Origin of the sequence: Pseudoalteromonas sp. Isolate6 (genome assembly GCF_022398435.1) — a bacterium.
GTDB lineage: Bacteria > Pseudomonadota > Gammaproteobacteria > Enterobacterales > Alteromonadaceae > Pseudoalteromonas > Pseudoalteromonas galatheae.
In genome coordinates, this window is the sequence record NZ_JAKEVK010000059.1 from 1 (window position 1) to 23,649 (window position 23,649).

General features: G+C 42.3%; 22 protein-coding genes. 6 read left to right on the forward strand and 16 right to left on the reverse strand.

Annotated elements, in window-relative coordinates; genetic code table 11:
- Positions 1-103 precede the first annotated feature (103 nt).
- Complete coding sequence (locus L1D50_RS10475) at positions 104-1,006, reverse strand: LysR substrate-binding domain-containing protein (protein WP_138523364.1); 903 nt, start codon at positions 1,004-1,006, stop codon at positions 104-106.
- 373 nt (positions 1,007-1,379) lie between these two features.
- Between L1D50_RS10475 and L1D50_RS10480 the strand changes: the two genes are divergently transcribed.
- The gene (locus L1D50_RS10480) at positions 1,380-2,102 is read left to right on the forward strand and encodes an alpha/beta hydrolase (RefSeq protein WP_239966008.1); all 723 of its coding nucleotides are present in this window, start codon (positions 1,380-1,382) and stop codon (positions 2,100-2,102) included.
- An 83-nt stretch (positions 2,103-2,185) separates the two neighbouring features.
- Here L1D50_RS10480 and L1D50_RS10485 read toward each other — a convergent pair whose 3' ends face one another.
- The 3 genes from L1D50_RS10485 to L1D50_RS10490 form a co-directional block, all read right to left on the reverse strand.
- Positions 2,186-2,668, reverse strand: coding sequence for a hypothetical protein (locus L1D50_RS10485; RefSeq protein WP_138523366.1), 483 nt, complete (start codon positions 2,666-2,668; stop codon positions 2,186-2,188).
- A 63-nt stretch (positions 2,669-2,731) separates the two neighbouring features.
- Entirely contained in the window at positions 2,732-2,929 is a 198-nt protein-coding gene (locus L1D50_RS23565) for a hypothetical protein (RefSeq protein ID WP_138523368.1), read from the reverse strand.
- Positions 2,930-3,107: 178 nt separating this feature from the next.
- Positions 3,108-5,873: a methyl-accepting chemotaxis protein gene (locus L1D50_RS10490; RefSeq protein WP_239966009.1), complete on the reverse strand. Its 2,766-nt coding sequence runs from the start codon at positions 5,871-5,873 to the stop codon at positions 3,108-3,110.
- Positions 5,874-6,039: 166 nt separating this feature from the next.
- Here L1D50_RS10490 and L1D50_RS10495 point away from each other — a divergent pair, with 166 nt between their 5' ends.
- Complete coding sequence (locus tag L1D50_RS10495) at positions 6,040-6,945, forward strand: histone deacetylase (RefSeq protein WP_239966010.1); 906 nt, start codon at positions 6,040-6,042, stop codon at positions 6,943-6,945.
- Between the two features lie 219 nt (positions 6,946-7,164).
- Here L1D50_RS10495 and L1D50_RS10500 read toward each other — a convergent pair whose 3' ends face one another.
- Positions 7,165-7,893 (reverse strand): transporter substrate-binding domain-containing protein, encoded by a 729-nt coding sequence (locus tag L1D50_RS10500; protein WP_239966011.1) that lies wholly within the window; start codon positions 7,891-7,893, stop codon positions 7,165-7,167.
- Positions 7,894-8,030: 137 nt separating this feature from the next.
- Between L1D50_RS10500 and L1D50_RS10505 the strand changes: the two genes are divergently transcribed.
- Positions 8,031-8,858, forward strand: a complete 828-nt coding sequence (locus L1D50_RS10505; protein WP_239966018.1) for a tetratricopeptide repeat protein — start codon at positions 8,031-8,033, stop codon at positions 8,856-8,858.
- Here L1D50_RS10505 and L1D50_RS10510 read toward each other — a convergent pair.
- The 5 genes from L1D50_RS10510 to L1D50_RS10530 form a co-directional block, all read right to left on the reverse strand.
- The gene (locus L1D50_RS10510; protein ID WP_239966012.1) at positions 8,836-9,738 is read right to left on the reverse strand and encodes a hypothetical protein; all 903 of its coding nucleotides are present in this window, start codon (positions 9,736-9,738) and stop codon (positions 8,836-8,838) included. The two genes, L1D50_RS10505 and L1D50_RS10510, sit on opposite strands and share 23 nt — an antisense overlap.
- 4 nt (positions 9,739-9,742) lie before the next feature.
- Positions 9,743-10,483 (reverse strand): ferredoxin--NADP reductase, encoded by a 741-nt coding sequence (locus L1D50_RS10515; RefSeq protein WP_138523374.1) that lies wholly within the window; start codon positions 10,481-10,483, stop codon positions 9,743-9,745.
- Between the two features lie 69 nt (positions 10,484-10,552).
- Entirely contained in the window at positions 10,553-11,515 is a 963-nt protein-coding gene (locus tag L1D50_RS10520) for a hypothetical protein (protein ID WP_128727455.1), read from the reverse strand.
- 194 nt (positions 11,516-11,709) lie between these two features.
- Entirely contained in the window at positions 11,710-12,411 is a 702-nt protein-coding gene (gene deoD, locus L1D50_RS10525; RefSeq protein ID WP_128727456.1) for a purine-nucleoside phosphorylase, read from the reverse strand.
- 14 nt (positions 12,412-12,425) lie between these two features.
- The gene (locus L1D50_RS10530; RefSeq protein ID WP_128727457.1) at positions 12,426-13,637 is read right to left on the reverse strand and encodes a phosphopentomutase; all 1,212 of its coding nucleotides are present in this window, start codon (positions 13,635-13,637) and stop codon (positions 12,426-12,428) included.
- Positions 13,638-13,945: 308 nt separating this feature from the next.
- Between L1D50_RS10530 and udk the strand changes: the two genes are divergently transcribed.
- Positions 13,946-14,575, forward strand: coding sequence for a uridine kinase (gene udk, locus L1D50_RS10535; protein WP_010603723.1), 630 nt, complete (start codon positions 13,946-13,948; stop codon positions 14,573-14,575).
- Positions 14,576-14,587: 12 nt separating this feature from the next.
- The gene (locus L1D50_RS10540; protein WP_010369948.1) at positions 14,588-15,811 is read left to right on the forward strand and encodes a NupC/NupG family nucleoside CNT transporter; all 1,224 of its coding nucleotides are present in this window, start codon (positions 14,588-14,590) and stop codon (positions 15,809-15,811) included.
- Positions 15,812-15,982: 171 nt separating this feature from the next.
- Here L1D50_RS10540 and L1D50_RS10545 read toward each other — a convergent pair whose 3' ends face one another.
- Entirely contained in the window at positions 15,983-16,867 is an 885-nt protein-coding gene (locus tag L1D50_RS10545) for a DMT family transporter (RefSeq protein ID WP_128727458.1), read from the reverse strand.
- 212 nt (positions 16,868-17,079) lie between these two features.
- On the opposite strand from L1D50_RS10545, the gene L1D50_RS10550 reads away from it, so the two are divergent.
- The gene (locus L1D50_RS10550) at positions 17,080-17,997 is read left to right on the forward strand and encodes a hypothetical protein (RefSeq protein WP_239966013.1); all 918 of its coding nucleotides are present in this window, start codon (positions 17,080-17,082) and stop codon (positions 17,995-17,997) included.
- Between the two features lie 41 nt (positions 17,998-18,038).
- Here L1D50_RS10550 and L1D50_RS10555 read toward each other — a convergent pair whose 3' ends face one another.
- The 5 genes from L1D50_RS10555 to L1D50_RS10575 all read right to left on the reverse strand — a co-directional run.
- A complete protein-coding gene (locus tag L1D50_RS10555; protein WP_239966014.1) occupies positions 18,039-18,290 on the reverse strand; it encodes a DUF2999 family protein in 252 nt (83 codons plus the stop codon).
- Between the two features lie 8 nt (positions 18,291-18,298).
- Positions 18,299-19,498, reverse strand: coding sequence for an RsmB/NOP family class I SAM-dependent RNA methyltransferase (locus tag L1D50_RS10560; protein ID WP_239966015.1), 1,200 nt, complete (start codon positions 19,496-19,498; stop codon positions 18,299-18,301).
- Between the two features lie 154 nt (positions 19,499-19,652).
- Positions 19,653-21,206, reverse strand: coding sequence for a hypothetical protein (locus L1D50_RS10565; RefSeq protein WP_239966016.1), 1,554 nt, complete (start codon positions 21,204-21,206; stop codon positions 19,653-19,655).
- A gap of 160 nt (positions 21,207-21,366) precedes the next feature.
- Entirely contained in the window at positions 21,367-22,833 is a 1,467-nt protein-coding gene (locus tag L1D50_RS10570; protein ID WP_128727462.1) for a hypothetical protein, read from the reverse strand.
- 57 nt (positions 22,834-22,890) lie between these two features.
- Positions 22,891-23,649: hypothetical protein (locus L1D50_RS10575; protein ID WP_239966017.1), on the reverse strand; the 759-nt coding region annotated here is incomplete at its 5' end.

The window sequence follows — 23,649 nt, forward strand, 5'->3', positions numbered from 1 at the left end:
GGTAATGTTAAATTTTAGTTTAATATTTATTTCAAATTCACATTTACTTCCGCATTCATGAAATAATGCGAAAGAGGCTCAATTAGTGAGCCATAACTAGGCCTTATGGCAAGTGGCTGATAAGCCAATCAATAAATACTTGGATCCGAGCTCTTTTTGGTGAATCGGGATCAAATAACACATAGCGTTGCCATACCACAGGGTGAGGTATGTCAAAAAGCTGCACGATAAGTCCAGCTTGTTGAAAGTCTAAAAATAGCTCTTTGGAAACGATTGCCACACCATGGCCTTTAAGTGCTGCACTCAGGGCCATATCATTAGAAGAGACTCGAGTGTGTGGGCCTTTGGCACATATACTTGAACCGCATATCCCTTGAGTCTCAAACCACTGCTCCCAGCTCACTTTGTCATCATCGTGGTGGATAAGGTTGCATCTTGCTAAATCACTTGGACATTTAATTTGTAGCGCTTCTTTGTAGCTAGGTGAACAAACAGGGTAGTTGCTATCTTCTCCTAGATATAACTGCTCAAGTCCGGTGGGACACGCTAACTCTTTTTTATTAGAAAACCGGATCGCGATATCAATATGGTTTAAACGAATATCTTCGAAGCGATTAGAGCCCAGCACACGAATTTGGATGTCGTCATGAGCTTCGTAAAACGAGCTTAGGTTAGGCATTAGCCATAAAGAGCAGAAGGACTGGGTTGATGTAATAGTTAAACTGCCCGCCAGCTCTTGCGTTTGGATCTGATTCAGCCCGTCAATTATGCGCGTGAATGCGCCTTGAGTTGACCTCAACAACACTTCTCCGGCTTCAGTTAAGTGCATATTGCGACCTTTTCTTACAAAAAGCTTAACTGCAAGTGCATTTTCCAGTTGACGCATTTGTTGACTTACTGCCGCCTGAGTAATGTTTAATTCGAGTGCAGCTTGGGTATAACTTTGAAGCCGGGCTGCACTCTCAAAACAGCGTAGTGCACTTAAGTGCCTTAACCTCTTATCCATAAGCTCAACTTATATTTATTGTAATTAACTATCGTTGGTATCCTGCCATACTTTGACCCAAAATACAGTCATAAATTAAGTACCTGAACTCAGGTTATTGACACAGCAGCAGGAGTGAAAATGAACTATTACAAGCCAAAGCCAAAGTCACGGTTATTATACTGGTTAACCATAATAGGAGCTTATCTGAAGCTAGAGCACATAGTGAAGTACAAGTAGATAAGAAAGTATGGATTCTTTACTCATTTGGTAATCAGTGAGACTTGAATATGCTACTATTATTGTGAATAATTCGTAACAAAAATTACTCTTACAAGGCATTTTGATGCATATACAACGCTTACTATCCGAAGAATATATGAGCAGGATAATAATGGTAATATTATTCTTATTACCATTATCTCCCTTAGCTAAAACGATAGTAGACAACACCCGTGATAGAGCAGTTCCTGTGGAAATTCATCAACCATCTAATACCGCTAACTGCTCAGCTACCAAGACTTGTCCCGTTGCACTGCTAAGCGCCGGTTATGGTGTTGCACATACCGAATATCAATTTTTGGTCAAGATATTAAACCAAGCTGAATATTTGGTTATCACTGTGGGTCATGAACTTGCAACGGATCCTCCGCTTTCCGTTGAGGGAAACTTATACGAAACACGTGCAGAAAACTGGCAGCGAGGCGCAGATACTCTGGTGTTTATTCGCGATCACTTTAGGCCGAAGTTCGCCAATTTTGATTTTGAGAATATCCTCTTAATTGGCCATTCAAATGGCGGTGATATTTCAGCCTGGCTAATCAATCACGGCGCTACGTTCGCAAACCATATCATTACACTAGACCATCGCAGAGTGCCATTACCGCGAAGTCTTGATGTAAAAGTATTGTCGATACGAGCAAGCGATTTTCCAGCAGACAAAGGGGTGTTGCCAAGCCCTGCAGAAAAGCAAAAATACCACGATTGTGTTGTCACGATAGCGAATGCAAAACACAATGACATGACTGACGAAGGTCCAAGCTGGCTAACAGAAAAAATAGCACAAATCGTGGCTGGTCATTTAGCTGGGAAGCCTTGCCCAAAGAGTGAAAAATAAACGATTAATAGTCGCAAAACGCAGAAAAGAAGCGGGTAAATCTCACTCTTCTTTCTGTTTATATGTTCTATTTGAGCTGAGCTTTATTTAATTTCAGCCGCTGGCATTGATAGCGGCTTTATGCACATATAATATGACCAAGCAATCAATATGATTTGCAGTGGTGCTCTAATGAGCAAATAAACTGGTCCCCACTGATGCCCTCCCAATCCAACACTATTAAATGCTGCATACACGTTTGCTGGAAAAAACAGAATAAAAATGACAATAGCCACTTTTGCTGCAACCAATTGATAACTGGGTATAAATAATAAAACAGCCACAACAAGTTCAATAACACCCGTAAAGTACACCAGAGGGTGTCTATATGGCACCCAACTAGGCAACATTTCTACCATTCCCTGTGCTTTTACAATATGGCCAATAAAAAAGAACATAAATGCGATACCGAGACCCCAGCAGGCAAGCGTTGTTGTTTCTACCTGTACGTCTCTTATCTTTGAATAGATGATACCGAGTAATAACGGGCCGCAAAGCAACAGTATAATGATGATTGGTGTAACCATGGTTTATGCCTTATCCCTAAACATTGTTAGCGGCTAAAAAGCCATCAAATTAGTCCAATCATGTCATGTGATGTTCCTAAAAACAATAAAATCAGCAACCGTATGTGCTAGGGCCTGTTGACCTTTGCTGTTTGATTTTTGTTCTTCTGAGTGTGTTTTGGTCGCGACGCTCGACTTGCCGCCTAGTAATCTAGGCAAAAGTTGAGCAACAATGAACAAAGCGCACTCAGATGAACCCAAAGGGCAGCGCTTGATTAGCATTTCTACTGTGTTGCCCCACAAGGATGTGGGGTAAGGTGACTTTGCAGGAGCACAAAGTCTTTATCGCCAGACTTACATAGAATGACTATGCTACGCTGGCTCTGCCTTGTATAAATTCCAATCAAACTGCTGCAAAAACAAACTTGAAAGATCAACAGGCCCTAGATTTTGCTGACCCTTAGCTCACCACTTTCATCAACTCCGCTTTAGTCTTGCCGATATCAAACTGCTCAACCATCTCTCGCAATTCATTGGCTTTACTCAACAATGACAGCCCTGAGGCATTCGTCATCTCTACCAAGGTATTGTTTTGTTGTGTGATACCATCAATTTGCTTAATGGCTAGATTAATTTGCTCAATACCACTTGATTGTGTGTTGCAAGCCTCCGCGATAGTTTGCACTTGGGATGCAAGTCCGTACACACTTTCCACGATGGTTTTTAACGTCTCACCGGATTCTGAGGCCAGCTTAGATCCTTGCTTCACTTTGATGTTACTGCTTCCCAACAGCTCAGATATGTCTTTTGAGGCGCTTGCGCTTCGCAGCGCTAAGTTTCTCACTTCTGAGGCAACGACAGCAAAACCTTTTCCTTTTTCTCCAGCTCTTGCTGCTTCTACAGAAGCGTTCAGCGCTAATAAGTTAGTTTGAAACGCAATAGAATCAATGACCTCGATGACGGTGAGTATTTCTTTAGCACTCTTACTAATTTCGGTCATTGCCTCAATCGTTGCTTCAACTACCTTCCCACCTTGCTGAGCTTGCTGGTTTACTTCAATTGCCAACTTATTAGCAGATTGCGCATTACTGGCGTTTGAATGTACAGTTTCGGTAATTTCACCAATTGACACTCGTGTTTCCTCAACAGATGCAGCTTGAGAAGAAGAACGCTCACTTAACTCTTCGATACCTGTAGTGATCTGCTGTACCGACACGGTAATGGATTCCGCCATAGCGAGTAGCTTTTGCATCATATTAGCTAAATTGCCAACGCTGGTATTCACCGATTGTTTCAACAGTGCAAAATCGCCCGCATAACTTTTTTCAACTTGACGTGTTAAGTTGCCTTGAGAGAGCCCATCCATCACATTCATGCATTCCTTAAGCGGGGCTTCTATTGAGTCTAGCGTTTCATTCATTGTGTCAATTATGCTGGCATAAGCTCCATGATGCATATCGATATCAGCTCTATGATGTAAGTCTCCTTCGCTGGCCGCTTCAGCAAGCTTTTCAGCATCTGTTAGCATTAACTGTATCGCACCAACACAAGCCGAGAGACTTTGATAAATGCTATCAAACTCCCCTTTATAACCATCATTCGTTAAGGCTGGTAATTCACCTTTTGCGATACTTTCTAGATATCCGCTTGTGAGGGCAACGGGTTTGGAGACCGCGTCAAGCGTTTCGTTGACACCACGAATGATTTTGCGAAACTCGCCTTGGTGCTTATCCTCATCTGCCCGAGAAGAGAGCTCCCCTTCTCCCGCAGCAGCAACTAAACTGTAAGTATCCTCAATAAGCAACGAAAGCGATGAGGTGGCACGTTGCAAGGCTAGATGAATTTGCGCAAACTCCCCTTTGAACTCACCACTGATCTGTTCAGGAATTTCTCCTCTTGAAAGCGAAGTAAGATATTGTTTTGTTTGGCTAATGGGTTGCTCAACAGCATCAAGTAGTTTGTTAAGTCCACTGGCTATTAATTTCATGGAGCCTACATACCCTTCAAGGTTAAGACGTTCGCTTAACTTACCGTCAGAAGCGGACTTAATGAGCTGCTCAACCTGTTGTTCTGCACGTCTCGTCTGACTTAAATCCTTAAATTCAAACACCGTACCCAAAACCTTACCGCCTTGATCGGAAACCGGATTAGCAGTGGCCGCGATGATTACGTCAGCTGCACACCACTCCCATTCCAACTGGCGTACTAATTGCCCAGCAGCTTGGTGCAATGCAGTGGAGCTGCTAAGTAATACCTCGGGGATAGGATGATCAACAACTTCGACAGGGACGTTTAATACAGTGCGATAGCGATTGAATAAAGACTCACATTGTGCATTTACATAGATCACTTGGTTATTGCCATCACACAAAAGTACTGGTGCGGCTACATTATTTAGCGCATAACGGATCCGTAAATTCTCTTTTGCTTGCATCTCTAGCTTTTGAGTTGCCTCAAGCAAATTAGCTTGCATTTGGCGTAAGTTGTCCAGCAAGATTCCTATTTCATCATCGCTGTGAACAACAATATTGTTATCTAGTCGACCACTTGCAATTGCATTAGCCACATCGGATGCGCGACGGATTGGACGAGTGATTAAATGCTGCATGTACCAAGTCAATAACCCCAAAGTCACAAGCGCAACAAGGATAAGCGCTATGGTACTAAAAAAAACCAGTTGATTTTTTGTCGCAACTACTTCACTCGTTCTCGCGTCTACTAATGCATTAATTTGTTCATTAATTTCAAGTAAGTAAACACTTGCTTGCCGATCTATTCCAGTTACAGATGCATCGGCGAGACTGATATCAAAATTTGAACTTTTGAATAACTCCACCGCTTCGCGATACTTTTGCCCTAAGAGTAGATGTTCCTTTTGATATTCACGTAACTTGTTTTCTAGAGCAGTTGGTAACGAATGAGCGGATACAATTGAACTGAGTTGTTTTTGTACGTCTGCTTCTTTGGTCTCGAATCTCGACCAATACTTCTCTAGTTGAGCAGAGTCACTCCCTCTAATAAGCACATTTTTCCACTCTTGAACTTGAGTTTTAAAATCATCGAGCACCATGTTAATTTGCTCGCGAGCAGCCAATTCATTAGCTATCATGCCGTCATACTGCTCTGCAACACGTTTCATCACAAAGATGGTGAGCATCGCACCGACGAGCATTACTACTAAACCGGCGGTGACCGCGGAAATAAGTTTTGCCTTAACACTTTTCATTCTAAGTATCCCTAATTATGAAAAGATTGTTACATAAACATAGAACAGGAATAAGCGTGTCACAAATACCTGTAGATGAAATAATGCAAACAAGATAGCGAGGAAAGCACTCGGCTTTGGAGGGCAATATTGCTAAACTGAATTGTCGCTATTCACGGAGCTATTTTTGAACAACCCAAACTTACCGCTCGTTTATCATTCGAATTATTCGTTTAGTTTTGATCCAAAGCATCGCTTTGTAATGAGTAAATTTGCGCGTCTATATCAAGAAGTTGATGCGTTAGGGCTCATTCACAACAATGTTATTAGCCCTGAAATTGGTGATCCCTCACCACTCGAAAATGTACACTGCGATCAATATATTTGGGACTTATGGCGTAACCAACTCGACGATAAAATGATACGACGTATAGGTTTACCTTGGTCGAAGCAGCTTATGGCACGTACTTTTACTGCACCGCTTGGAACGCTAAAGACTGCAGAACTTGCGCTAAAACATGGCATTGCATGTCATTTAGCCGGTGGCACGCACCACGCGCATTATGATTTTGGCTCTGGTTTTTGCATGGTGAACGATCTCGCTTATACAGCCACACATCTGCTCAACAGCCATCAGATCACCAATGCGTTAATCTTTGATTTGGATGTTCATCAAGGTGACGGCACCGCCGCCATGTTGAAGCACAACCCGTATGTATACACTTGCTCAATCCACTGTGAGAAAAACTTCCCATTTCGTAAACACGCTAGTGATCTGGATATTGGCTTAGAAATAGGGGTCAGTGATACACAATACTTAGAAACGGTTGCGCACACACTTGAGTCATTGTTGATTGACCTCAATCCAGATATTGTACTATATGACGCGGGTGTCGATGTTTGGCAAGGTGATAACTTAGGTAAATTAGACATATCATGGCTTGGCATTGCTAAAAGAGATGCATTGGTGCTTAGGCTATGTCAAAAATATGGTGTTCCCGTTGCGACCGTGATTGGCGGTGGGTACGATAGAGATCATCAAAGACTGGCAAAACGTCACGCTATTGTCGTGCAGCAAGCTGCAAAACTTTAAAATGTGTTGATCCTTTTTTGTTGTGCATTCGTTTACCATATTGAAGGGTTTGATTGGTGTAACACCTTTGATTAACCTCCCCCTTCACCATGGCACTGATTAGGCGCACCGCTTGGTGCGCTTTTCTTTTTATACTTAGCCTAGCTTCAAACAGGGTAATCGATAACCAGTACTTGATGATGAAAAATCACCCCATAACTATCAAATTAGCATTAGCCTTTATGGTCCGACAAATTCTTGATTATGCTTCGCCAGTGCGCGTCTTACTCGATCTATAAGTACAGGATTTGTCTCCTTGCTAAATGCCATACAGCCACGCTGTTGAGTCGCTTTGGTTACTTCTATCAGAGGCACAACCTCATCATAATTGAGCCCAGCCGCCTTAAGTTCCTCACTCATGATATATTCTGTTGACATTACTAGGTCTATACGCCCTTTGAAAAAGAGTTTATAAAAGCTTTTAGAATCGGCGGCAACGACTAAGTGCTCTCCTTGATTAAACCCGTGTTGAATCAAAAAATCATAATAGATATTGCCTTTTACTACCGCAGAGGTGTACTGCTTAGCATCTTCCAATGAAGCAATTTTAATATCTTTGCGCGTTTTTAGTTTGAAAAAATACACGCCCACAGGGCGGATCAAAGGACATGCCCACTCGTAGTCAGCTTCACGCTCAGCAGTACGGTAAATTGAGTAAATCATTGTATTAGGGCGCTCTTTAGCAATTTTCATCGCCCGTACCCAAGGGTACACTTTTATCTCGTAGTCAATTTCTGCTTTTGCTAGTACCTCCCTCACCTTCTTTGTTGCTCTCCCAACAACCTCCCCTTCGTCATTGGTGAAGTTATATGGCTTCCACTCTTCGGTTACCACTAGTAGATCTTTTGCATAAGCACTCAAATTGATTAAAGAGAGTATAATCAGGCAATAAACCGCTAATTTAGTCACATAAGGCAATATTTCTTCTCCACTTTTTGCAATTCCACCTTAACTCATGCACCATATTAAGAATATAAAGTTTTAAGAACATCAATATGAAAAGCATAGTACTATTTCTCTTTCTCGTCGCTTGTAGTTTTACTTCCATGGCGAATGAGCAAGCCACGCCAAAAAAACCAACAGAAAACCAACAACAGCAGGCTTTGTCACAATTACAGGAGCCGATGTATAGACCTCTAATTGAGCGTTATATTCTTGATGAATTAAGAGCAGTCAGAGAAGATCAAATGCGCTTAAGAGCTGATATAGAGAAGAAAATCAGTCACTCTCAGCTAGATACTGCAGATCGCGCTATTACCTACACCACAGATACCATCAATAATGTGCTCTTTTTGATCACAGCAGCTGCATCTATCTTAGTTGTCGTTGGTTGGACTTCTTTTAGAGATATTAAGAGTAAAGTTGAAGATATAGTTAGTCTGCGCGTTGGCACGATCACCGATGAATATGAAAAGCGCCTTCAGGTTATTGAAGAGAAATTACGCGAACGCTCTGAAGAAATCCTCAATAACCAGAAGAAGATATCCATAACGAATGAAGTACACTCTCTGTGGATGCGGGCAAACCTTGAGAGTGATATGAACTCTAAAATTGAGATTTACGATGAGATCCTAAATCGCAAACCGGAAGATGTAGAGGCGATTGCCTACAAAGCTGATGCGTTGTTAGAGCTTGGTCAAACCAACACGGCAATTGCTTTGTGTAATCAAGCATTAGAAATTGACAGTGATTATGGTTATGCCTATTGGCAACGAGCATGTGCTTACTCCATGCTATATAAGCACGCAGATGCGATGGCCGACATCCGTATGGCTTTGGAGTATGCGCCTAACTTAAAGAACGAGTTACAACACGAGCCAGCGTTTGCAAGCCTTGCAGATAACCAAAGCTTTAACGAGCTGGTGAATAGTTAAGTTGTTTTAGCAGCTCGATTTGTAATTGAGAAATCGAGTCGAGCTGCTTTTTAGAAATAATCAACGGATTTTCAATTTGATGGATGGCGGCACCTTGTAAATTAAAGTGCTTTTTCAACTCAGCCATCATCGTACTGTCGTAAAAAAGCGCAGCCAAAGAGCCATCTTCAAGCGCTTGTGTTAAGCCATATTCCAGACGTTTATACAGTTTAATATCTTCTTTGCGGACATAGAAGTAAACCATTGAAGGATAGAGCAACAGGTTCTTCTCGCCATAAATCACTTGCTTGTTATCGAACGCCTTGAGCTCAGGTACGACTTCAATGATACCTCGTGGAAAAATCTTACCGGCACTATTTGCAAGCACTCTGTAAACTGCCAACCCATCAACATATTTTTCTACCGTAAATCCCGCTTTTTCAAAAACCTGAACGTCAGGCCAATCCTGCCCTAAGATGACGTTGAATTTTTGTAGCTCAGCTAATGATAAATGCACATTCAGCTGGCCGCTGTCGGCCACGTTCATTGCCAGTGCCCTTATACCAAAGCTGCCAAACGCTATGGGAATGGCCACAGGCTTTGCTTGAGTGTCTCTAGCGGCAGTTGAGACCGTCCAGAATACATCAATGTTGTGTTTTAGCAGCTCCTTAAATTGCCTTGACTGATTTATTGGTAGCTCAATCGGCTCTATCCAGTACTCACCATATTGCTCTCGTGACTTATCCAATGCTAGCCGCAAGACTGACAAAAAATATTGGTTCTGCGGTGTGCCATTTTCTTCAGCTGCGTCCACGACCCTAATTACCTTTGGAGCTGCAGACACCATACTCGCGATTACCAGCAGCAGTAAGCACAAGAGATCAATAACACGAGCCTGCATAGGATCACCAATATTGTTCAACGGTGATCTGCCCAGGCTTGGCTCGCCTGTGGCGTTCATATCCCATACTCTGCAATTGAGCACTTAGTTGTTTCACCATTTCGGGGTTACCACAAAGCATAAAATGGCTATTATCAGGAAACTGCTTATAGCCTAGATGAGTTAATAATTGCTTATTTTCTATCAGTTCAGTGACGCGGCCCTGACAACCGAGCTCTGGCTTTTCCCGCGTAACGAGCGGCACATAAGTAAAGCCGTCTCTTTGTTGTTGCAACTGCTCAAGCTGTTCGCGGTAATATAAGTCTGCATTCTGTCGCACGCCATGAATAAGGATCACCTGTCTCACCTTTTGCCACACTTCACCTTCTCTGAGCATAGATAAAAATGGCCCAATAGCCGTACCTGTACTTATCATCCAAAGTGTATCGCAAGGCGGTAATTCATCTAGTACAAAAAATCCATTTGCTTGGTAAGCTACGTCAAGCACATCACCAACCTGTAGCTGATGCAAAGGCACAGAAAGGTTGCCGCCTGGCACTTCGACTAACAAAACTTCGTGAATTGACTCTGATGGCGGGTTCACAAAGGAATAAGCTCGTGCAATGCGTTTATCCCCTTGTTGCAAACTCAATTTAGTATATTGACCCGCTTTAAACGGCGCGATATCTGCTTTAAATTTGATACTAAATAATGTTGGCGTCCAATCTATGACTTCGACGATTTCTCCTTTTACCCATTGCGACATTATTTCTCCTAGACTCACAAGCTGTATTTATTTAGCAATAACATAACCATGGCAAAAAAATTAGCTTTGTCAACGGTTCGGACACCAGGCTTTCCCCAATTCAACAGGAAGCGGATCTCTGATAGTAAGCTGTGAAGTGACCTTCGGCAGCGACAAATTAAATTCGTCGATATGCGCATTCACCATAGAAGCGTATCCTGCATTCGCGGCGCCAAGTGAGTAGGCTTTCATGGTTGTCGACACGGTTACTGGCTGGTTTTGCTCTAGCTGGTATACCAGCTCTCGCAACCAACCAAGGTAATGCTGATTATCATCGACTAGAGAGGACTCTAATGCAATATCAGCAAGCACCTTATGATAGTTGGAAAAGTCAGAGTTGAGTACATATATACCAAGGCTATTGATTGATACTTGCTTCACAGCCCTATAGTTTTCATCTTGTGCATAATGGGTCGCCGCTTCAATGAAATAACTAAGTGCCTTGTCCACTTCACCCAGTGCAAATGTTGCATTGCCAAGTGCTGTTAGCAGTCCCGCTTGCATAAAGCTTGGTAACATTTCTCTATCCACACTTTTTAAGAGGCTATAACCGATAGCGGGTTGTTCAAGGCGTGTGTACGCAATCGCAATATTTACTTTTAGTGCAGACTTGTACTGTAAACTGGCCGTGGCATTCATTGCACACCGATAATGCCAAATAGCTTGTTCATTCTGGTTACGACGACGATACCCAACACCAATATTAGTCAGAATCTTCGCCCTATCCTCATCCGCCAAAGCCTTAAAAGGTGGTGTTTTAAGACTATCTACCGCCTTAATCAAAATGACATTATTGAATGTGCTCGCACTTGCTCTAATCGCTTGATAATGGAGTTGGTATAAATCTTGAGCCGAAAGATCCTTCCGAGTAATCGTGTTTTGGTATACTTTAAGCGCGTCATCAGGCGCATTTTTGACCAGAGACTCAAACGCATCTAAGTCAACTTCGGCATTCGCCATTAATGCTAAAAAGCCCAAAACAAAAATAGCCATCGCCCAACACCAATACCTTATCATTAGAAAAACTCTACCACCTTTATGTAGTTTAAACTAGATATGGGAATTTCGGATGGACAAAGATCAAAAAAAAAGCCGCTTAAAGCGGCTTTTTTGGGTGTGATTCGCTTTGTTTTAGGCGTGTCTCCAAAACTCTGCGATTACGTTACCAAGGAACTTTTCAAATTGTATTAAATGGACTCTAGTGCAATTTTAACCATTTCATTGAACGTGCTTTGACGCTCTTCTGGTGGCGTTGCTTCACCAGTAATAACATGATCACTAACTGTGAACAATGCCATCGCTTTTGCACCATACTCAGCAGCTACGCCATATAAACCGGCTGTTTCCATATCAACAGCCATTACGCCTAGCTTATCTAATTCTTTATAAAATTCACCATCAGCTTGATAGAAAGTATCTGTGGTGAAAACATTACCAACTTTTGCATCAATACCTAAACGGCGAGCAGCATTTACGCCATTTTCTAGTAAACCAAAATCAGCAATCGCAGCGAAATCGTAGCCACGTACACGAGCACGATTCACATTTGAGTCTGTGCTTGCACCTTGCGCAAAGATCACATCACGGATCTTGATGTCTTGGCTAATACCACCGCATGTACCGATGCGGATCAGGTTTTTAACACCAAAGCTAACAATAAGCTCACGAGCATAAATAGACATAGATGGAATGCCCATGCCTGAACCCATGATGCTAACTGGTTTACCATTATAAGTACCAGTGAAACCAAACATGTTGCGAACGTCAGTTACCTGACGAGCATCTTCCAAAAAGTTTTCTGCAATGTACTTTGCTCTTAGTGGATCGCCCGGCATTAATACCGTTTCTGCAAAATCACCTGGCTTTGCGCTAATGTGTGGAGTGCTCATATTGTTTCCTTTAGTTAGGCTTTTATCTCGGCCTTAAAGCCTTCACCGTACTGCGTTGCATCTAAATCAAACCACTGGGCAAGCGTTTGACCTATGTCAGCAAAACTTTGTCTTTCTCCTAACGGAGTATTGTTCATACCCGGTGTATATGCCAATACAGGCACGTACTCTCGCGTATGATCTGTGCCTTCAGCAGTTGGGTCGCAACCGTGGTCGGCAGTCACTAAAAGCAAATCATCAGCTTTTAGTTTGGCAATAATTTCCGGTAAAAATGCGTCAAACTCAGCAAGTGCTTCTGCATATCCCACTGCATTTCTGCGGTGACCAAACTTTTCGTCGAAGTCGACTAAGTTGGTGAAGATAAGGCTGTGGTCTGGCGCTGTGTCCATCACTTCGCTTGTCTTCGCTAGCAAATTCAAAAGACCCGGCGCCTTGTGCTTTTGCGTGATCCCTTGATGCGCATAGATATCTGCAATTTTACCAATACTAATTACTTCACCACCGTCATTGGCTAATTTATCTAGCACAGTCGGCGAAGGTGGTAATACCGAATAGTCTCGGCGATTACCGGTACGAATAAAGTCGGCACTTGAAGTGCCTATAAATGGCCGCGCAATCACTCGTCCTATATTCATTTCATCAAGCAGTGCCCGTGCGATTTCACATACTTGATAAAGCTTGTCAAGTCCAAACGATTGTTCATGAGCGGCTATTTGAAAGACGCTATCAACTGAGGTGTAACAAATCGGCTTACCGCTTTGCACATGTTCTTCACCCAGCTGTTCTAAAATCGTTGTGCCCGATGCGTAACAATTACCCAAAATACCTGGGATCTCTGCACGTTTGCACAATTCATCTATAAATTCTTGTGGGAAACATGGGTTAGTATTTGGGAAATAACCCCAATCAAACAATACTGGCACCCCTGCCATTTCCCAGTGGCCAGACGGCGTGTCTTTACCACTCGATAATTCTTTTGCATATCCCCAAGCAGCACTAGGCTCTATGGTTTGCGCCACAGCGCAGGTTTCTTTACCTGCAGCTTCACACGCTGCAATAAGGCCTAGCTTAGAAAGATTAGGTAAGTCTAAAGCTTGTCCTTTTTCGTCTTTATACGCTTGCAATAAATGAGCGAGAGTATTCGCGCCTACGTCACCAAACTTTTCTGCGTCCGGTGCTGCGCCAATACCTAGGCTATCTGCCATTAAAATGATTGCTCTTGCCATAGATACCTCTCTATACTGCTCAGGCTGTTATTTATTCTTAAATACATGGTTACCTTAAGCGTTGGTTACTTTATGTTTGGTTAAAAAAATCGTACAGGACATAAGTCCGCTGTAATAAAATAGTCACAAAATTCACGAAAAGCTGCGATCTTGCTAATTTAGCTCTGTCGCCCTCAAGCGGACATAAGTCCTGTTTTGAGTACGCCAAACCCGTTAAATTTGCTCATTAAGCGAGGCAAAAGAGATTAATCGTGTCTTTTTTGCTATTGTGATCTTCCAACATAAACAACTGCTGGGTGTGAACTTTAGTGACACGAACTATTATAGCCATAGCTGGCGCATCTGCGTCTGGTAAGTCTCTTTTTAGTCAAACGATTTACAACGAATTAGTGAATGAGCTTGCCTCAGGCACTATCGCGGTAATCGAAGAGGACGCCTATTATAAAGATCAATCGCATTTACCTATAGAGCATCGTACTCAAACGAATTATGATCATCCTGATGCGTTTGAACACGAGTTGTTACGCGAGCATTTAACTAAGCTTCGCCTAGGTGAATCCGTAGAGGTTCCTACCTACGATTACGGACAGCATACACGTAGTGATAAAACCCGAATAGTAAACCCTGCTAAGATACTAATCGTCGAGGGTATATTACTGCTGAGCGATCCTGCATTAAGTGAAGAGTTTGATATCAAGGTGTTCATTGATACACCTTTGGATATTTGTTTGCTGCGTCGCATGCAAAGAGATATAGAGCACAGAGGAAGAAGTCTGTCATCTGTGGTAGAACAATATCAGGCGACGGTAAGACCGATGTTTTATCAGTTTATCGAGCCATCCAAGCATAATGCCGACTTGGTTGTGACCCGTGGCGGTATGAATCGCGTTGCGATTGATATTATTAAAAGTAAAATAAAATATTTGCTACAAGAATAACGGGAAATTGGCATGACAACAATTATGAGCTTAGTGGGCATGATGATGCTCCTAGGCGTAGCATTTGCGTGTTCTACAAATCGCAGTGCTATTAATAAGCGCACCGTAGGCGTTGCATTTTTACTACAAGTCCTTATTGGTGGCTTTGTACTCTTTATTGAAGCAGGTAAAAATGTACTAGCTTCGATGTCTAGCGCAGTTGCCAAGGTGATTAGCTATGCTAATGACGGTATCGGTTTCTTGTTCGGGCCATTAGCCAAACAAGACTCGCTAGGATTTATCTTTGCGATTCAGGTGTTACCAGTGATCGTGTTCTTCTCAGCGCTCGTAGCTGTGTTGTATCACCTTGGTATTATGAACTGGATCATTAAAATTTTGGGTGGTGGCTTACAAAAGCTGCTGCAAACGTCACGACCAGAGTCGCTTTCAGCTACGGCAAATATTTTTGTCGGTCAAACGGAAGCTCCTTTGATCGTAAAACCGTTTATTCCAAAAATGACGCAATCAGAGTTGTTTGCAGTTATGGTAGGCGGTTTGGCGACAGTGGCAGGCTCCGTTATGGCGGGCTATGTGGCGATTGGTGTTGAGCTTAAATATCTCATTGCCGCGAGCTTTATGGCAGCCCCTGGTGGTTTCTTAATGGCAAAAATGATTGTGCCAGAAACTGAGAAGCCACACGAAAACCTATCTGATGTAGATAGTGGTGATGATAAACCAGTAAACGTAATTGATGCAGCAGCATCAGGTGCATCAAGCGGTATGCACTTAGCACTGAACGTAGGTGCGATGCTACTTGCGTTTGTGGCACTAATTGCGCTACTAAACGGTTTACTAGGCAGTATTGGTGGAATTTTTGATTACCCAACACTGACGCTACAAGAAATTTTAGGCTACGTCTTTGCCCCTGTTGCTTGGCTACTTGGGGTACCTTGGTCGGAAGCCGTGACGGCAGGTAGTTTTATCGGCCAAAAACTGGTAGTTAACGAGTTTGTTGCCTACCTAGATTATATGAATTATCGCGATACGTTGAGCACACACACTCAAGCGATTGTCACATTCGCTTTATGTGGATTTGCTAACTTATCGTCGATTGCCATCTTACTAGGCGGACTTGGTGGTATGGCCCCAAGTCGTAGAAAGGATATCGCTCGCCTAGGGCTCAGAGCAGTGTTAGCAGGGTCTATGGCTAACCTCATGAGTGCAGCAATTGCAGGTTTCTTCCTCTCGCTAGCTTAGAAACTTATTGAGATAAGCCGCAGTTGCAAAACAATTGGTTGGTTGCTTTAAGGGGTTAAAGTGACCACACTAACTTGAACGATACTTCACCAAAGGGCCTTTTAGGCCCTTTTATCGTTTCTGAGAAACGCTTTTTTGACCGCCCTTTGTTAAGGGGCCTGCACCTCTCATCTACGACTCCTTTATCGCTTTTGCTGGAAAGACCTTTTCCTGTAGCCCAGTCACTAGACTCACTCCAAGCAAAACTAAAATACTGCCAAGGATTGTGTTAGCACCTATTTGCTCTTGCAAAAATAGATGTCCCCATAAAATCCCAAACACAGGAATTAAAAAAGTAACGGATAAAGCAGACGCAGCACCGAGATCTTCAACTAACTTAAAATAGAGAATATAGGCAACACCTGTGCATAATACGCCAAGTCCGACTACCGCACTTATCTCTGTAGTGTCAGGCATTTCTCTTATTGGCATAAACCAAATAAAAGGCAATACTAATAGCGCAGAGCCCCATAAGTTACCATGGGCATGATTAAATGCGCTCATTTTTGGTGCCGTTTTGGTGTAATGAGAGGCCACTGCATAGCTCAGAGTCGCACACAGGGTTGCAATAATAGGCAGCCATGCGCCCTCATCCAATACTGTGCTATCCAACCCAACTAGCGTGATAACACCTGCAATCCCAAACCCACAACCTAGCCACACCGATTTTTGAGTCGGCACTCTTAGCCAAAACACGCTGATTAGCACACCCCAAAATGGTGCGGTTGAATTTAAAATTGAGAGCATAGAAGCATCTAGCGTTTGCACGGCATAAGCAAATAGCATAAAAGGTAATGCTGAGTTAAACAGCCCGAGGATTAAAAAGTGCTTTTTGTACCGCCAAAAATGTAAATTGCGCTTTAATACTAAAGCAACCGCGGCGAGCGTTAGCGCTCCAAATAAGACTCGAAATTCAATGAGTACAGCAGGACCAAGAACACCAGCAGCTACTTTCATAAATAAAAATGAGCCACCCCAAATTGCAGCAAGTAACACCAAACCAAGAAACCCTTTCACTCCATACTCCAAGGTTAATATTAATGGAGCTTTACCTTACGCCGATATATAAATACAGCACAAGCCATTTTTGGTATTGTCATTAGGATGTGTTTAACTTTCTTTAAGAAAGAGGGAAAGGCTAAAACTTAAGGTACAGAATGAGACTCGCGTTTTACTCAATGATAGTCGCTTTGCTTCTCCTCGCCGGGTGCAGCAAAAGGCAAACTTTAGTGCCAGCAGAGCAAATACAATTGACTCAGTTGCCGGTTAGTCTCGCACAACTTTCAAGTGACGCGGCGCTAACCTTACTACTCATTGACGATCATTTACTACAAGTTTGGGATAATCAAAGCCAACAACTGATTAAAGAAATTGAGGGAAGTAAATACCAACTTACTTTTCATGACGCTTTAATAGCACCGAGCAAACGCAGTATTCTGAGTATTTCGGACACCCAACTCAACATCTGGCAATTGCATTCAAACGAAGTTGTCAGTTATTCATTACCTAAGTTTGACTCATTTATTCGCGTTACTAAGGCTCTGTGGTCAAGTGACGAAGAGCTTATCGCGCTTGGCTACAATGATGGTAGCGTACTACTTTTGAGTTTAGACGAGCGGATCATCACCAGAATAAACCTACATGAAAGCAGCATTACACATTTGATTTTTAATCGTAACTTGACCTCGCTCTACTCTGCTTCTTTAGACGGTCACGCCAAAAGGCTTGAGTTACAGAGTAAAGAAGTCACCGTAGATTATAAGCTGCCTCATCGTATTACCAGTTTGGCATTGTCACAAAATGAAAACTGGCTGTTCGTATCTGACGCACTGCAAGACCAAAAATTCATTGATACTCATACAGGTGAACAAGTGTTATCTCTATCCTATCCTCAGCGCTTCAAATTTTTTCGTGGTGCACAGTTTGTCGCTGACGACAAATTTCTGCTAACCACTTCGTCTAAGGAATATATTTCGTTATGGGAATTAGCGTCGGGAAAAGAGGTTGTCAGTTGGCCAATTGCACAACTGAATCTGGGCAGCACCGTTTATGATCTTCACATCTCAGATAGCAATATGCTTACGACGATAAGCTCAGATGGGGTACTGGAAAAGTGGGCCTTAACACCTATATTGTTTGATAATTAAATATTTGGCTAGACAAGATTACTCTTGCCTAGCCAAAGGCACTACTGTTTTAGCTGTGCTTTTGCAGCCTCAACCTTTTCAAAATCAAGACCTAATTCGTTAACAGCTTCTTTGATCAATGCGGGATTTTGCATTATCAAAGCCATCAACTGTTGAAGCTTTTCAGGTGGAATACCTAGTTGTTGAATAGTCGCCATCGCCATCATTGGATTTTCAGTCAACTGGGTAAATACCGCTTGGATCTGTTCATCCGAAATATTGTGCTCTTTAAGTAATGCAATGATTGGGTTCATTTCGTTTCCTAACTATTTTTTACTAATCGTGCGGCGTAAAAACCGTCAAACTCTGAATTTACTCCTGGAAGTAAACGTAGTGAGTCTTCTAACTGCCAATTGGGGTTATTTTCCAAAAAGCGCTCAACCTGCAGCTCATTTTCAGAAGGAAGAATGGAGCAAGTTGCATACACCAGTTTGCCGCCCACTTTACACATTTGACTGTAGCGCGCCAGAATATCGGTTTGCAAAGCAATAAGTGTGTCTAAATTTTGCGAATTCAAGTGCCACTTTGCATCTGGATTCCGCTTTAATACACCAAGACCTGAACACGGCACATCTAATAGCACGCGATCAAACTTCTCTTTTTGGCGCTTAATGGTTTTATTATTTTGAATAACACGCGTTTCAGCAACATGCACACCTGCACGTTTCGCTCGCTGTTTTAGTGTTTCAAGCTTATGTTCGTGAATATCCATAGACAACAAACGACCTTTATTCTCCATCAGCGCCGCTATATGCAAACTCTTACCACCAGCACCTGCACAGGCATCAACCACTTTATGACCAGGTTTTATTTCTAAAAAAGGTACAATCTGCTGAGAACCTGCATCTTGCATTTCAAACCAACCAGACTGAAATGCTTGAGAGCGGAACAGATGGCTATTGGACTCAACTTTTAGCGCGACATGAGAGTCAAGCGCCACGTGTGAAACCTTGATCCCTTCTTTTGCTAAGGACTCTGTCACTGTTGCAATATCGCTTTTTAGGCTATTTACTCGCAAATATTGTTGAGCACTTTGATTTAGCGCGGATGCAACCGCAGGCCACTGCTCACCCAGTTGCTCATTTGCAACCTCATTCAACCAATCAGGTAAAGATAAACGAACAGCTTGAGGCGCCTGCTCGATTAAACTTTGTAGCTTTTCCAGATTATAACGCTCAGTATCCAACCATTCAGGAAGCGGCTGCGCTGTAACAACTTGGCAAGTTAACCAGTAACCAAAGCCATCTAGCGGCATTTCTTCATGCTCAAGTAAGTAAGCCAGTAACCGCTTAAAACGAAAGATATGGTAATAGTTACTCACCACATACTGCCTTTCATCAAGGCTCCACTGAGGGTTATTCTGTAGCAGTTGAGTTAATGCTTTATCGGCATGAAGAGAAGTATCTAGTACATGTTCAATGCACTCAGACAGAGTTTGAACTAACGAGCGAGTTACAGACACAATATGGTCTCGATTATTGCTAAAACACTATTTTAGCGCGCATACCAAGGGGCTTCAATTGGAGTTTATGATATTAGCTAAAATTAAGGTAATGAATCGAAGCACACAACAATATGCGACTTCGATTCATTTTTACATTATTACAGCCAGTCGATTATCGGCTTAAATATCCAATACGGTTGAGCTCATCAGCTCGGTGACGCAATGGGTCCTGAATACGACACATCCCCTGCCCTTGTTCAATAAACTTAGCGAGCGCCTCATTTTCTTGATAGTCACCAGAATCATTGCAAGAGTCTGGTAGTAATCTTGCTTTTAACACCTGAGGGTCCAAGTTACTCACACCAGTTTCAGTAGCAAGCTTTACCTGCTCATTTATCGCGTATGATGTTGCAACTGGTGTTGTCCAAGAGGAGCCATACAAGGCTTGCTCTACACCATAGCGCATACCAAGCACATCAGGTTCCATTTTAGGTGTACTATTTTTTGCCGTGCTGTCGTATGGGTCATAACCAACATTAATGTACAAATCAATACTTTCATTGCCAACAAAACTGTCTGGCTGCTCTACATAAACCTGTTGCCACTCAGACTTTCCAAATGGCTGGATAGTCGTGTTTTTTGCTAAAGTCGAATACTGATATACCCGAACTCGATTACTAAACGGCATGAGATCCAAGTCATCCTTGCTTGTCACAGCATCAGTATTACCAGCATGAAATGCAAGCGCTTTGGGTGAGCTAAATATTGCCTCATAAACAGGCTTCAAAGCATATAAAAATTCAGTAGCTTTTGCGCTATTCAGCTCTCCCGCACACGCATTCTGCTCCCATGCGATATACACATCTTGTAGCGTAAAGCCACCCGAATAGTTAATAAATTCAACTTCATTTGCTTCAATGATATCCGCCGTCAGCGAGCTTGCGGCACTTGCCATGTAACTGGAAAACTCGCCAATATCTTGCGCACATAGAGCGTTTTTATGCTGAATAAAAGGTGAGAAAGACTCGGTATCAATAACAACAAACTCTGTCTCAGGGTTATGCTGAGCAAGATAACCAAATACCTTAGTGCCATGACTATTAAAATTGCGCTTTGTAACCCTATCAGCAGTATCATCAGGCACGACAGCTCTATATTTGACAGCGAGATCAGATAACCACGCGGCGGGTAAAAATGCAGGCTGTGGAGAATCGAATTTGTCATCCGTAAAGGCAAACTGATTGACTTCTGTTAATAACTTAACCCCCAGCTTTGAAAGGTTTACCTCAGGATTATCCGCGATAAAAGTTTTGGATTGGGGATCATACTTAAAAGCAGCCTTGACTCGAGAGCGGTATCTCAGCGCCGTATGAAAGTCCATTCCATAATCCAAAACGAGTAATGTTTGCGATGGTTTTGTCCGAGATTGGTCAAACACTCCGTCATTAAACTTTACATTGACGATAGCGCACATTTCATGGGTCGCTGTCGTATCCGTACAGTCTATGCCCTGCGAGGTTATGAACTCAATTGCATCAGAGACGTACTGTTTGCCCTGCTGTTCAATTGCATCCATAAACACACTGGGATCGGGCTCAACTATAACAGGATCTGGCGGCGGTTTAATTGGATCCGGTACAGGTTCATTTGAATCACTCCCTCCACCGCAACCAGAAACAAATAACAAAGACGAAACGGCAATTAAAGTACCTGTTATTTTAACCATAAAACCTATCCTTAGAATGGTGCTCGATACATTATATTTTGCCTACCAAGCAAAATATTCAAACACAATAAATTAACAAAAAATTTTCTTAGCGACTATATCATGGATTGTCAAACAGGCACCATAAAGTAACAAATTAGTACAAAGTCCTAATTAGCTACTAGTTTAGATACTGCTGACGATTCAGTTCATCAATACGATGCTTCAATGGATCTTGAATTCTACATACACCTTCACCATCACGAATAAATTGAGATAACTTAAAGTTGATGAAATAGCCACCATTGTCAAAACACTGATTTGGTAACAAAGTCTGTTTTAACAGTGCAGGGTCAAACCAAGTTATTTGCTTATCAAGCTCAAGTTGAGCTTGTGTCGCAATCGCATAGGAAGTGGCGATCGGCGTAGCCCAAGAGGACGATGGAAATTCCCAATCTGCACCGTAGCGCATTCCATAAACATCGGAAGCCATTTTCGGCGTGCTATTTTGTTCCCAGAAGTCGCTTCTGCCATAGCCAAAATTTACATATAGATCGATATACTTATCTCCATTAAACTCAGATGTATGATCTACAAAAACCTGTTGCCAATTTAAATCACCTGTAGCCGTTATATTGGTGTCCACTGGACCGGTGGTGTAGGACATCACGCGTACCCGGTTAGGATACTCAGTCACATCTAACGGATTCTCACTGCTACTGGCGCCAATCGCACCGGCATGAAGGCCCAGCACTCCGTGGGTATTAAACAGTACATCATAAATAGGCTTGATACTCTTAACAAATTCGGTAGCGGTACTATTGCTCAATTGGCCTTTACATGAGCTAGCAGACCAAGCATTACGGACATCGGCTCTTTCAAAGCCGCCGGAATAGTTTATATACTCAACACCATGCTGCTCAATAACATCGGCTCGTAAGGAATTAGCAGCCCTTTGCATTTTGGCATGTAACCCTTCGATATTGCGGCTGCAAAGTGCATCTTTGTGATTGATAAATGGAGAAAAGCTCTCAGTATCAACAATGACAAATTCGGCATCGGGATTGTGTTGTGCTAAATAACCAAAAACCTTAGTTCCATGACTAAAATGGGGCTTTCCAGTTATATGGTCATATTTATCATGTTTCGCTATCGAAACATATTTAGCAGCTAACTCTCCAAGCCATGCTGCAGGCAAAAAGCCACTTTCGGTATACCCTGTCTCGTCATTGAGATAGGTAAATCCGTCAAGCTCAGTTAACAGCTTTTTTCCTAACTTTGAGATAGTCACCGATGGATTATCAGCCACAAAAGACTGACTCTGATGATCATATTTATACGTCGCGATGACTCGGCTTCGATAACGCAAAACCGTTTGCAAATCCAAACCATAATCTAGCACTAATACGGTCTGCTGAGGTTTAGTTCTTTGTGGATCATAAGTACCATCATTAAAATGAACAGTGGTAGAGTCACACATTGGGTGTGATTGTTCGGCCAAATCACAGACAATATTTTGCTCCGTCATCCAGTTAATTGAATCTGAAATATATTGTTGAGCAAATGGTTTAACAGGATGAATAGTGGCATGACTTGACGCTACATATAAAGCACTCAATAAAAAAACAGCTTTTGCGGAGTTACCCATTACAAAGTCCTTCTTTTTAATATCTTGATTTACGATGAAGTAAGTTAAAACACTATTTTATGACTGCTTTTTAAATAGCTTCTGTACAATTAATATGGTTTCATCTACGCTTTTCTTGCGATTGATAATTGCGCCAAATTGATTGGCATAAATTTTTCTGATATCAGTGTGAAAATCGTCGTAATATCCAAGTTCCATCATTACAGTCTCCGGAGAATCAATCACTTGCTTATCTCCATAGGTAGCAATAGAAGCATAAACCAAATCTTCAAGATCTAGGTCTCTGCGCTTTTCAATCGTCTCACCGTTTACCAGCTTAGCATTTAATGCTCGTGCAACTTGTCCAGTAGCCTCATACAGAGGCCCCGGCTCCCCCGCTTTGGCAAGTTCATCTAACAAACGAATTGAAAACACTCTAACTAACGCTTGTTGTTCACCAAATGTCTTTTCAGCGTGCTCATAATCCACAAGGCTTTGCTTTGCAATTTCAATCATCTTAGCGTCATGCAATAAGTCTTGCATTTCTTCGCTAATAAAAGAGGCTGAATTAAACTTACCCACTGACAATTGCATTCTCTCAAAAGCGGTTAGTAGTCGAACCTCAGGGGTGGCAAGTTTAGAATCAGCTTTAGGTAACTTAGTATTGATTTCATTGATAAGCTTTTTGTCTAACTCATCGAGTTTACTTAATTTCACTTCCTCACTTTTAGTGAGAACTGTTGTTGGATTATTTCTTGCCTCATTTTCCGCCCCAACTTCTGCAACAGAAAACAAGTTAAACTTAAAAGCTGCCAGTGCTATCACAGCGACCAAACT